This window comes from Streptomyces sp. NPDC048248, from assembly GCF_043201875.1.
In the GTDB taxonomy this organism is placed as follows: Bacteria; Actinomycetota; Actinomycetes; order Streptomycetales; family Streptomycetaceae; genus Streptomyces.
This window is the reverse complement of sequence record NZ_JBICZL010000005.1, coordinates 425,623-437,542: the sequence shown is the minus strand read 5'-3', so window position 1 is coordinate 437,542 and position 11,920 is coordinate 425,623. Positions and strand designations below refer to the sequence as shown.

The window sequence follows — 11,920 nt, the reverse complement described above, 5'->3', positions numbered from 1 at the left end:
CCGTTAATCGGCCCCCCGCTTGGGCCGCCACACCACCAGCGCGCTGGTCTGCTGCACATCCTGATAGGGCACCAGGTCACGGCGGTAGGACGCGTGCACCGCGGCCTCCCGCTGCTGCATCGCGCTGGCCGCGCCCTCCAGGGCGCCCTGGAGCTCGGCGACCCGCTGCTGCAGGGCCGCGACCTGGTTCTCCAGCTCGATGATGCGCTTGATGCCCGCGAGGTTGATGCCCTCGTCCTGGGACAACTGCTGCACGGTACGCAGGAGTTCGATGTCCCGGGCCGAGTAGCGGCGGCCCCGCCCGGCCGTGCGGTCGGGCGAGACCAGGCCGAGCCGGTCGTACTGCCGCAAGGTCTGCGGATGCAGGCCGGAGAGCTGAGCCGCAACGGAGATGACGTACACCGGCGACTCTTCGGTCAGTTCGTACGGATTACGACGATGTCCGCCCCGGCTGTCCATCTCAAGCTCCCTTCGCGGCCTGGAACAGCTCCGCCCGCGGGTCCTCTCCCGCGGTCGCCTCGCGATACGTCTCCAGCGACTCTCTCGCCTTGTCGCCGAGATCCTTGGGGACGAGCACCTCGATGGTGACCAGCAGGTCACCCCGGGTGCCGTCCTTGCGGGCCGCTCCCTTGCCACGGGCCCGCATGGTGCGTCCGTTGGGCGTGCCGGCCGGCAGTTTCAGCGTGACCGGCGGGCCGCCCAGCGTGGGCACCTTCACCTCGCCGCCGAGCGCGGCCTCCGGGAAGGTGACCGGCACCGTGACGGTGAGGTTGTCGCCCTTGCGGCCGAAGACCGGGTGGGCATCGACATTCACCACGACATAGAGGTCGCCCGCCGGGCCGCCCTGTTCGCCCGGGGCGCCCTTGCCGCGCAGCCTGATGCGCTGCCCGTTGGAGACGCCCGCGGGGATACGGACCTGCATGGTGCGCGAACTCGTCGCCCGCCCACTGCCCTTGCAGACCTCGCAGGGGTCCTGGGCGATCAGGCCCCGGCCCTTGCAGTCGGCACACGGGTCGGTGAGCGAGAAACCGCCGCCGGCACCCCGGCTGACCTGACCGGTGCCCACACAGGTCGGGCAGACCCGCGGGGTGCCGTGCTTGTCGCCGGTGCCCGAACACGCCTTGCAGGGCGCCTGGCTGGACATCCGCAACGGGACCGTGGCCCCGTCGACCGCCTCGGTGAAGCTGAGCGTCACCTCGGACTCGACGTCCTGGCCGCGGCGCGGCTGCGTACGCGTCCCGCCGCCGCCACCGCGGTTGAACAGGCCGCCGAAGACGTCCCCGAGACCGCCGCCGAAGCCGCCGGCGCCGCCGCCACCTTGACCCGGCGAACCCCCGAAGAGGTCACCCAGGTCGAAGTTGAAGCTGCCGCCGCCCCCGCCGGGGCCGGGCCGGTAGCCGCCGTTGCCGAACAGCGCCCGGGCCTCGTCGTACTCCTTACGGCGCTTGGGGTCCCCGAGGATGTCGTTCGCCTCGGAGATCTCCTTGAAGCGCTCCTCGGCCTTGGCGTCACCCTTGTTGGCGTCCGGGTGGAACTCGCGGGCGAGCTTGCGGTACGCCTTCTTGATCTCCGCCTCGGTCGCGTCCTTCGGGACGCCGAGGACCTTGTAGTAGTCCTTCTCCACGAAGTCCTTGGTGCTCATCCCCGACGTCCCTCCTTCCGCGCGGTTTTCTTTCCTGTCCTCACGTCAGCCCTCTTCCGGGCCACCGTTCTCCTCGTCCGAAGCCTTGGTGTCCTCTTCGGAGGCGGACTTGGTGGTCTGCGTGCCCGGCTGCGGCTCGGCGACGGCGACCCGCGCGGGGCGGATCGTTCGCTCACCGATGCGATACCCGGGCTGCAGGATCGCCACGCACGTCGTCTCGGTGACGTCGGGTGCGTAGGAGTGCATCAGCGCTTCGTGGATCGTCGGGTCGAAGGGCTCGCCCTCCTTGCCGAACTGCTGCAGACCCAGCTTGGCGACCGCGGTCTCCAGCGACTCGGCCACCGACTTGAAGCCGCCGACCAGTTCGCCGTGCTCGCGGGCGCGGCCGACGTCGTCGAGGGTGGGAAGGAGCTCGGACAGGAGGTTCGCCGCGGCGATCTCCTTGACCGTGATCCGGTCCCGCTCCACCCGACGGCGGTAGTTCTGGTACTCCGCCTGGAGCCGCTGGAGGTCCGCCGTGCGCTCGTTGAGCGCCGTACGCACCTGGTCCAGCTGCGCCGTGAGAGCTGTCACCTGGTTGTCGTCCCCGGCCGGGGCCGAGCCCGCCGTTTCGGCGGACTCGGCACTCTGCGCCGTGTCGTCAGGGTTTCCTGCGGACTCGGTGTCGGAGGGGACGTCGGGCTTCTCGTCGAAGCCCGGGGTCTCCTCCGTCACGCGGCACCATCCTTCTTCGGCTTCTCGTCGTCCACGATCTCCGCGTCCACGACGTCATCGGCGCCGTCCGCCGACTGGGCCTGCTCGCCACCGGGGGCCGCGCCCTCGGCGCCACCCGCGGCCTGGGCGTCGGCGTACATGGCCTGGCCCAGCTTCTGGGAGACGGCCGCGACCTTCTCCGTCGCGGTGCGGATCTCGGCGGTGTCCTCGCCCTTGAGCTTTTCCTTCAGCTCGGTGACGGCTTCCTCGACCTCGGTCTTGATCTCGCCGGGGACCTTTTCCTCGTTGTCCTTGAGGAACTTCTCGGTCTGGTAGACGAGCTGCTCGGCCTGGTTGCGGGTCTCCGCGGCCTCGCGGCGCTTGGTGTCCTCGTCCGCGTACTGCTCCGCCTCCTGGCGCATGCGGTCGACCTCGTCCTTCGGCAGCGAGGAGCCGCCGGTGACGGTCATCTTCTGCTCCTTGCCCGTGCCCAGGTCCTTCGCGGTCACGTGCATGATGCCGTTGGCGTCGATGTCGAAGGAGACCTCGATCTGCGGGACACCGCGCGGGGCCGGCGGCAGACCCGTCAGCTCGAACATCCCGAGCTTCTTGTTGTACGCCGCGATCTCGCGCTCGCCCTGGTAGACCTGGATCTGCACGGACGGCTGGTTGTCCTCGGCGGTGGTGAAGATCTCGGACCGCTTGGTCGGGATCGTCGTGTTCCGCTCGATGAGCTTGGTCATGATGCCGCCCTTGGTCTCGATACCGAGGGACAGCGGGGTGACGTCCAGCAGGAGGACGTCCTTGACCTCACCCTTGAGGACACCGGCCTGGAGGGTGGCGCCGATGGCGACGACCTCGTCCGGGTTGACGCCCTTGTTGGCGTCCTTGCCGCCGGTCAGCTCCTTGACGAGCTCGGCGACGGCCGGCATACGGGTCGAGCCGCCGACCAGGACCACGTGGTCGATCTCGGACAGCTGGATGCCGGCGTCCTTGATGACGTTGTGGAACGGGGTCTTGCAGCGGTCCAGGAGGTCCGAGGTGAGCTGCTGGAACTGCGAGCGCGTGAGCTTCTCGTCCAGGTGCAGCGGGCCCTCGGCGGAGGCGGTGATGTAGGGAAGGTTGATCGTCGTCTCGGTGGAGGACGACAGCTCGATCTTCGCCTTCTCGGCGGCCTCGCGCAGACGCTGCAGCGCCATCTTGTCCTTGGCCAGGTCGACGCCGTGGCCGTTCTGGAACTGCTTGACCAGGTAGTCGACGACGCGCTGGTCCCAGTCGTCACCACCGAGGTGGTTGTCACCGTTGGTGGCCTTCACCTCGACGACGCCGTCGCCGATCTCCAGCAGCGAGACGTCGAAGGTGCCGCCACCGAGGTCGAAGACCAGAATGGTCTGGTCGTCCTTCTCCAGGCCGTACGCCAGGGCGGCCGCGGTGGGCTCGTTGACGATACGCAGGACGTTGAGGCCCGCGATCTCGCCGGCCTCCTTGGTGGCCTGGCGCTCGGAGTCGTTGAAGTAGGCCGGGACGGTGATGACCGCGTCCACGACCTTCTCGCCCAGGTACGACTCGGCGTCACGCTTGAGCTTCTGCAGGATGAAGGCACTCATCTGCTGCGGGTTGAAGCCCTTGTCGTCGATGTCGATCTTCCAGTCGGTGCCCATGTGGCGCTTGACCGACCGGATGGTCCTGTCGACGTTCGTGACCGCCTGGCGCTTGGCGACCTCGCCGACCAGCACCTCGCCGTTCTTGGCGAAGGCGACAACGGACGGCGTGGTCCTGGCGCCCTCGGCGTTGGTGATGACGGTGGGCTCACCGCCTTCGAGAACACTGACGACGGAGTTCGTCGTGCCCAGGTCGATGCCGACCGCACGTGCCATTTCAATTCCTCCAGCTGACTTGAGTGGAACAGGCTCAAGCGTGCAACACCGAAGGAAACCTGTCAACAGACCTGAGTCATGCGCACTCAACTTTTATGTCGCGCTTATCGTCACTGACCCTCAGTGAGGCCGCAGCGCCCCCTCAGGGGACCTACAGAGGGTTGCCTTGCGCGACGCAGATCACCGGCCGGGCGGCTTCATGGCGCCGGGGATACTGGGTAACCTCAGCCGCAGACTCAAAAAGTTACCGCTTAGTAGTCCCGCTCAGCTGTCTCTGTTTTCCGCTCTCGCAGGTTCGAGGAGCCCCCAATGCAACTCGCCGCGATCATCGTGTCGCTGGTCCTAATCGCGGTCGGCGTCGCGCTGTTCGGCCGTGCCATCCTGCAGATCTACAACTTCGTACGGCTAGGCCAGCCCGTACCGGCAGGCACCCGCACGGACGAACCCGCACAGCGCACCGTCACGGTCGCCAAGGAGTTCCTCGGCCACACCCGGATGAACCGCTGGGGCATCATCGGCGTGGCGCACTGGTTCGTGGCCGTGGGCTTCTTCTCGCTGCTGCTGACCATCGTCAACGCCATCGGCCAGCTCTTCAAAGCCGACTGGCTGCTGCCCGTCATCGGTGAGTGGGCGCCCTACAACGTCTTCGTCGAGTTCATCGGCACGATGACGGTCGTCGGCATCCTCGTCCTGATCGTCATCCGGCAGCTGAGCAGGCCGGGCGGCGCGGGCCGCAAGTCCCGCTTCGCCGGCTCCAACATCGGCCAGGCGTACTTCGTCGAGGCAGTCATCCTCATCGTCGGCGTCTGCATCTTCATGCTGCACGCGCTGGAGGGTGCCCAGCACCACGTGGACGCCTACGAGGCGTCGTTCTTCATCTCGTACCCGGTGATCTCGTGGCTGGAGGGCATGGACGTCTCGACGCTCCAGAACCTCACCTACTTCTTCGCCGGCCTGAAGATCGCGACATCCTTCATCTGGATGATCACGGTCGCGCTGAAGACGGACATGGGCGTCGCCTGGCACCGCTTCCTGGCCTTCCCCAACATCTGGTTCAAGCGCGAGGCCGACGGCGACGTCGCGCTCGGCGCGCTGCAGCCGATGACCAGCGCGGGCAAGCCGATCGACTTCGAGGACCCGGGCGAGGACGACCAGTTCGGCGTCTCGCAGGTCGAGCACTTCTCGTGGAAGGGCATCCTCGACTTCTCCACCTGCACCGAGTGCGGCCGCTGCCAGTCGCAGTGCCCCGCCTGGAACACCGGCAAGCCGCTGTCGCCCAAGCTGCTGATCATGGCGCTGCGCGACCACACGCACGCCAAGGCGCCGTACCTCCTGGCGGGCGGCGGCAAGGACGAGGAGGGCAACGAGAAGGCGAGCGCCGAGCAGCTCGCCGACGTGCCCGCCGCCGCCCTCGCCGAGGCCGAGCGCCCCCTGATCGGCACGCTGGAGGAGAACGGCGTCATCGACCCCGACGTGCTGTGGTCGTGCACCACCTGCGGCGCGTGCGTCGAGCAGTGCCCCGTCGACATCGAGCACATCGACCACATCGTCGACATGCGCCGCTACCAGGTCATGATCGAGTCCAGCTTCCCCAGCGAGGCCGGCACGATGCTCAAGAACCTGGAGAAGAAGGGCAACCCCTGGGGCCTGGCCAAGAAGCAGCGCCTGGCGTGGACCAAGGAGGTGGACTTCGAGATCCCGGTCGTCGGCCAGGACATCGAGGACCTCACCGAGGTCGAGTACCTCTACTGGGTCGGCTGCGCCGGCGCCCTGGAGGACCGCGCCAAGAAGACCACCAAGGCCTTCGCTGAGCTGCTGCACATCGCGGGCGTCAACTTCGCGATCATGGGCGGCGACGAGAAGTGCACCGGTGACTCGCCGCGCCGCCTGGGCAACGAATTCCTCTTCCAGCAGCTCGGCGCGGAGAACGTCGCCACGCTGAACGCGGCCTTCGGCGAGGATGACGAGGACGAGACGACCAAGAAGCCGAAGTCGTCGAAGAAGATCGTCGCGACCTGCCCGCACTGCTTCAACACCATCGCGAACGAGTACCCGCAGCTGGGCGGCGAGTACGAGGTCATCCACCACACGCAGCTGCTGCAGCACCTCGTCGACGAGGGCAAGCTCACCCCCGTCAACCCGGTCGAGGGTCTGATCACCTACCACGACCCCTGCTACCTGGGCCGCCACAACAAGGTCTACACACCGCCGCGCGAGATCATCGCCAAGGTGCCGGGCCTGCGCAACGAGGAGATGCACCGCCACAAGGAACGCGGCTTCTGCTGCGGCGCCGGCGGCGCGCGGATGTGGATGGAGGAGCGGATCGGCAAGCGCATCAACAATGAGCGCGTCGACGAAGCCCTCTCCCTCGACCCCGACATCGTCTCCACCGCCTGCCCCTTCTGCCTGGTCATGCTCACCGACTCCGTCAACGGCAAGAAGAACGACGGCAAGGCGAAGGAATCGGTCCAGGTCGTCGACGTCGCCCAGCTCCTGCTGGACTCCGTCAAGACGCCCGTGGACCCCGCGGGCGAAGCCGAGACCGAGGACGCGCCCGAGCCCGAGCCGGTGAAGTAACGGCCCACGCTCAGCACCACGGCCGGTCCCGCACTGCGCGGGGCCGGCCGTCGGCGTCTTTTGCGGGAGCGCGTTCAACTCGACACCGCGGACCGGCAGTTTGACGTACGCCTCGGCCCTTGCCGCCTGCGCACCGCCGACCACGGCAGCGCACATCCGGTCCTGCCGATGCGGACGCCCAGGTCCCGCCCGGTGCGGACCCGGCCCGCACCGGTCCTGACCGGCACCACCTGCGCCCCCGCGCCCCTCGGGGACCCCCTTAGGGGATGTCACAGGTCAGCAGCAAACCCCCACCCAGTGGCCGGCTCCGCCACCGAAGCCACCCAGACCAGGTACTTTCGATGACGTGGCTGGATTCAGGATGGGTCGCGGACGGGATGCCCGCCCCGCGCAGGACGGACAGCAGCAGGGGCAGCAGATGCCGTACGGGCAGCAAGGGCCGTACGGACAGCAGCCCCCGCCTCCGCACGGGCAGTGGCAGCAGACGCCGCAGCCGCAGCAGCACTACGGGGGCCGGCCGCAGACGCAGCCGCAGAGCCGCCCGCAGGCGCAGCACGGCGAGCCCGAGTACTTCGGGGACGGCGGCTACCAACCACCACAGTCGTTCGCGCCGTACACCAACGACAACAACCCGGGCCACACACAGCAGTTCAGCGTCGGGGAGGCCCCCGACGCCTACGGCCCGCAGGGCGGATACGACGACGGCCAGGACGGGCAGTACGCCGACGGCGGCGTCTACCGCGCCGGCCGGACGACGGCACCGACCGGCCCCCGGCTGCACTGGAAGCAGCTCCTGTCCGGCATGGTCCTGCGCCCCTCGGCCACGTTCTGGCAGATGCGTGACCACTCGGTGTGGGCCCCGGCACTGATCGTCAGCTTCGTCTACGGCCTGCTCGCGGTCTTCGGCTTCGACAAGGCCCGCGAGGACGTGCTCAACGCCACCCTCTCCAACAGCATCCCGTGGGTGCTGATGACCGGCGTGATGTTCGTCATCGGCAGCCTGATCCTGGGCACGGTCACCCACACCCTGGCCCGCCAGCTCGGCGGCGACGGCGCCTGGGCACCGACCATCGGCCTGTCGATGCTGATCATGACCGTCTCGGACGCGCCCCGGCTGCTGTTCGCGATGTTCCTCGGCGGCGACAGCACCCTGGTCCAGGTACTGGGCTGGCTGACCTGGCTGGCGACCGGCTTCCTGCTGACCACCATGGTCAACAAGTCGCACGACCTGCCCTGGCCCAAGGCTCTGGGCGCCTCCGCGATCCAGCTGGTGGCACTGCTGGCCCTGGTGAAGCTCGGCACCCTGTAGCCGTTCCGTATCGACCGGCCGTACGCCGAAGGGCCCCGCTCCGACCTGCGAGCGGGGCCCTTCGCCATGCCACGGCGCCTCTCCGGGAGGGGGGTCGCCGGCGACCGCACCACCTCGGACGAACCGCTGCGCCTCCGTCAGACGAACCGCTGCGCCGCCGAACCGTCGCACGCCCGCAGCCGCAGCGGATCCTTCGCCGCGTCCAGCGTCAGGCACAGCGCCGGGGCCGCGGCCGGCCGGAGCGTCTCGCCGGCCGCCCGGACGAACTGCTGATGGGCCGCGCCCGAGCAGTTCCACAGCACCAGTGCCGCCCCCGGCTCGTAGCGTCCGCCCGGCACGTCCAGACACCGGTCGTGCGTCAGCTCCACGTGCACCGACCGCTGCTGCGGGTCCAGCCACCAGCTCTGATGGCGCTCCCCGTTGCAGTCCCAGCCGACGACCGCCGTGCCGTTGCGGCTGGCGCCACCGGTCGCGTCCACGCAGCTGCCCGTCCCGGCGTTCTTCAGCGGCCGGTACACGTCGTCCCACGCGCCCGCGAACAGCTTCGGCTGCCCGGTGCTCGCCGGATCGGCGCAGGACGCCTCGCGCAGCCCCGACGTGTACAGCTGCGTCAGGCACGACGCGAAGGCGCCGTGGCCGCGCGCGTTGGGGTGGAAGGACTGGCGCACCGAGTTCGAGTCGGGCGGGAACGGGTTGGTGAGGTCCACGTACAGCCCGCGCGCCCAGGTCTCCTCCATGCACACCTCGTGGCCGTGGAAGAGCCGGGAGGCGTCGAGGTAGGTGGCGCCCGAGTCCCGCGCGGCCTTCCGCATGCCCTTCTCGAAGGCCGGCACGGCGCTGTTGCGTCCCCAGCCCGCGTCGGAGGTGTAGCCCGTGCACCCGCCCGGCAGCTTCCCCGGGAAGGACGGGTTGTCCTCCACGTCCGGACCGATGGGGCTGGGGTACGACATCACCACGAGCCGGTAGTCGCCGTCCGCGTACCCCGCGTCCCGCATCACCGTCCGCAGATCGCCGACCGTCTGCTCGACCTTGGGGACCAGCCCGTCGACCCGGGCCTGCCACCCGGGCCGGTACTTCGTCTCGCAGTTCCCCTGGAGCAGGAACCAGCGGGTGACGCAGTCCGTCATCACCGGACCGAACTGCAGGTCGTCGTTGGCCCCTGCCACCAGCAGGACCATCTTCAGCCGGGTGTTGCGGGCCGCGATGGCCAGGCTGTCGCTCTGCACCGGTTCATCGGCGTACTGCTTGCTGCCGCCGATCCGGATATTGCCGGTGTAGGCGCCCGAGCAGGCCGCGTTGTACGTCACATCGGCCGCGATCCCGGTCCGGTGGATGGCCGCGTCCGGGGACCGGTGGCACCAGTTGTCGGGCCCGTTCGTCCCCGGCTCGTACGTCCCGACGCCCTCGCCGGAGATCTCGCTGTCCCCCAGCGAGATCAACGAGGTCTTGCGCTCGCCGACCGGCCGCACCGCCGGATCGCCGTAGAGCTTCGCCGCCTCCCGCGCCCGCACCTTCTCCAACTCGGGCGGCAGCGGCTTCGCGGTCACCGCCGCGCCCGCCCCGGCGGCGGCCGGGACCGCGGCGGCTGATCCGGCGCCGCCCACCGCCCCGGTGAACGCCACCGTCAAGGCAGCCACCGCGGCCACCAACCCCGGCCGCGACCGGCGACCTCGCCGCCGCCACCGCCGCGCACCTGCCGGCAACTCACGTCTCGCACGCACCATTGGGCCTCCCCTCCGGTCTGCTGTTACCGCCGGTTTCTACTCGGAGGTAGCCACCGGCGGAACACCCGGAACGGGATTGGCCGAAAGGTGCGCAAGGAGAGGGGTCCGTCCGCCAACTGGCGTACGTAGAAGGGTTGCTGATGCTCCATCAGCACATCGGCCAAACCCGGGACGGGCAGGGGGCAGGCGGGTACCCCCAACCCGGGACGGGCAGGGGGCAGGCGGGTACCCCACACCTCCCACACCCAGGCAGCGCCTCAGGCGTCCAGCACCTGGTTCTCCCGACGCACGACCGGCGGCTCGACGCTCCACGGGAAGTTGATCCACTCGTCCGTGCGCTTCCACACGTACTCGCACTTCACCAGCGAATGCGGCTTCTCGTATATGACCGCGCTGCGCACCTCGGCGACCGTCCCCTGGCAGAAGTCGTGCACCAGCTTCAGCGTCTTGCCGGTGTCCGCGACGTCATCCGCGATCAGCACCTTCTTCTCGGAGAAGTCGATCACGTTGGGGACCGGCGCGAGCATCACCGGCATCTCCAGCGTCGTGCCGACGCCGGTGTAGAACTCCACATTCACCAGGTGGATGTTCTTGCAGTCCAGGGCGTACGCCAGACCACCCGCGACGAAGACACCGCCCCGGGCGATCGACAGCACGACGTCGGGCTCGTAGCCGTCGTCCGCGATCGCTTGCGCCAGCTCGCGGATCGCACCGCCGAAGCGCTCGTACGTCAGGTTCTCCCGCACGTCACTCACGTATCTCTCTCAGACCCTCGATGTCCACACGCCACCTACCGGCGCTTCCCCACACCTGCTCGTACTCACCGGACCCACAGAACGCACAGGGCCCATCGGGCTCTCGGGTCCGCCTGGTCCGCCGCATCCGTCAGACCTGCGTACGGTGAAAGTTCATGAAGGACCGGGACGGCGTCGGGCCGCGCTGCCCCTGGTAGCGGGAGCCGTAGTGCGCGGAGCCGTAGGAGTGCTCGGCCGGCGAGGTCAGCCGGAACATGCACAGCTGGCCGATCTTCATCCCCGGCCACAGCTTTATCGGCAGCGTCGCGACATTGCTCAGCTCCAGCGTCACGTGCCCGCTGAATCCCGGGTCGATGAACCCGGCGGTGGAGTGCGTCAGCAGTCCCAGGCGCCCCAGCGAGCTCTTGCCCTCGAGCCGGGAGGCCAGATCGTCCGGCAGCGTGATGACCTCGTACGTCGAGGCGAGCACGAACTCACCGGGGTGGAGGATGAACGCCTCGTCACCCTCCGGAACCACCTCGCGGGTCAGATCCAGCTGCTCCACCGCGGGATCGATGTGCGGGTAGCGGTGGTTCTCGAACACCCGGAAATAGCGGTCGAGCCGCACGTCAATGCTGGACGGCTGCACCATCGACTCGTCGTAGGGGTCGATGCGCACCCGACCTGCATCGATCTCGGCCCGGATGTCCTTGTCTGAGAGAAGCACGCAGATGAGGATACGCGTCCGGGCCGGGCCCCCACCGCACGGCGAGGGCCCGGCCCCACCAGGGGGATCCGGGCCCTCACTCACAGCCTTCTGCCGCTACCGCCTGCTACCGCCCCGCTCACTACCGCTTGGCATGCTCCACGGGCACCGAATGCCGCAGGCGCGCACAGCGCGGGCAGCGCAACAGCCGTCCGGGACCGAGCCGGTCGGTGGTCTGCATCGGGAACGAAGCGGTGCTGAACACATGCCCTTCGGCACAACGTACGACGGTGCGCTCCATCAAGTCCTTCTCCCAACTGCGTGGACAACAAAAGCCACATTAGGGGATGAACTGGGCGCCACTCCACGCGGCACTCCGAGGCCCCACCGTACGCCCCAACTCCCTTACCCCACACCCGCATCCCACCCCGCGAGCCCCGGCAACCACACCGGCCGCCGCCGGCCTCCACACCCACCTCAACACCCTCCGGGCACGCCAAATGCACCGCAGGACGGCCATGGGGTAGAGTGTGCGACGATGCTCCGCCCTCCATCGGAGGCGGCTCGCGCGGGTGTAGTTTAATGGTAGAACATGAGCTTCCCAAGCTCAGAGCGCGGGTTCGATTCCCGTCACCCGCTCCATAGTTGAGGCCCAGGT

9 protein-coding genes and 1 tRNA gene are annotated in these 11,920 nt (G+C 68.8%); 3 read left to right on the top strand and 7 right to left on the bottom strand.

Translation table 11 applies throughout. The annotated features are described in order from the left end of the window. Positions 1-3: 3 nt before the first annotated feature. Genes ACGFZW_RS13330 through dnaK form a run of 4 tightly spaced genes read right to left on the bottom strand, consistent with a single transcriptional unit; the run spans position 4 to position 4,212 of the window. Positions 4-459 (bottom strand): heat shock protein transcriptional repressor HspR, encoded by a 456-nt coding sequence (locus ACGFZW_RS13330; RefSeq protein ID WP_393893188.1) that lies wholly within the window; start codon positions 457-459, stop codon positions 4-6. 1 nt (position 460) lies between these two features. Then, positions 461-1,642, bottom strand: a complete 1,182-nt coding sequence (gene dnaJ / locus ACGFZW_RS13325) for a molecular chaperone DnaJ (RefSeq protein WP_393893187.1) — start codon at positions 1,640-1,642, stop codon at positions 461-463. A 45-nt stretch (positions 1,643-1,687) separates the two neighbouring features. Continuing rightward, the gene (gene grpE, locus ACGFZW_RS13320; RefSeq protein WP_393893186.1) at positions 1,688-2,356 is read right to left on the bottom strand and encodes a nucleotide exchange factor GrpE; all 669 of its coding nucleotides are present in this window, start codon (positions 2,354-2,356) and stop codon (positions 1,688-1,690) included. Next, positions 2,353-4,212, bottom strand: coding sequence for a molecular chaperone DnaK (dnaK, locus tag ACGFZW_RS13315; RefSeq protein WP_393893185.1), 1,860 nt, complete (start codon positions 4,210-4,212; stop codon positions 2,353-2,355). Before dnaK ends, grpE begins: the two co-directional genes overlap by 4 nt. 309 nt (positions 4,213-4,521) lie before the next feature. Between dnaK and ACGFZW_RS13310 the strand changes: the two genes are divergently transcribed. Together ACGFZW_RS13310 and ACGFZW_RS13305 are read left to right on the top strand one after the other, a co-directional pair. Beyond that, a complete protein-coding gene (locus tag ACGFZW_RS13310; RefSeq protein ID WP_393893184.1) occupies positions 4,522-6,789 on the top strand; it encodes a heterodisulfide reductase-related iron-sulfur binding cluster in 2,268 nt (755 codons plus the stop codon). Positions 6,790-7,150: 361 nt separating this feature from the next. Further along, on the top strand, positions 7,151-8,098 hold the full coding sequence (locus tag ACGFZW_RS13305) for a Yip1 family protein (protein WP_393893285.1): 948 nt from the start codon (positions 7,151-7,153) through the stop codon (positions 8,096-8,098). Positions 8,099-8,235: 137 nt separating this feature from the next. Here ACGFZW_RS13305 and ACGFZW_RS13300 read toward each other — a convergent pair whose 3' ends face one another. The 3 genes from ACGFZW_RS13300 to dcd all read right to left on the bottom strand — a co-directional run bounded on the left by ACGFZW_RS13300 (position 8,236) and on the right by dcd (position 11,283). Then, positions 8,236-9,822 carry a ricin-type beta-trefoil lectin domain protein gene (locus ACGFZW_RS13300; protein ID WP_393893183.1) on the bottom strand — a complete coding sequence of 529 codons (1,587 nt, stop codon included), beginning with the start codon at positions 9,820-9,822 and terminating at the stop codon, positions 8,236-8,238. A 257-nt stretch (positions 9,823-10,079) separates the two neighbouring features. After that, positions 10,080-10,577: a phosphoribosyltransferase gene (locus ACGFZW_RS13295; protein ID WP_393893182.1), complete on the bottom strand. Its 498-nt coding sequence runs from the start codon at positions 10,575-10,577 to the stop codon at positions 10,080-10,082. 130 nt (positions 10,578-10,707) lie between these two features. Continuing rightward, positions 10,708-11,283, bottom strand: coding sequence for a dCTP deaminase (gene dcd / locus ACGFZW_RS13290; RefSeq protein ID WP_393893181.1), 576 nt, complete (start codon positions 11,281-11,283; stop codon positions 10,708-10,710). 547 nt (positions 11,284-11,830) lie between these two features. Here dcd and ACGFZW_RS13285 point away from each other — a divergent pair. Then, positions 11,831-11,904 (top strand) — tRNA-Gly (locus ACGFZW_RS13285). Positions 11,905-11,920 lie beyond the last annotated feature (16 nt).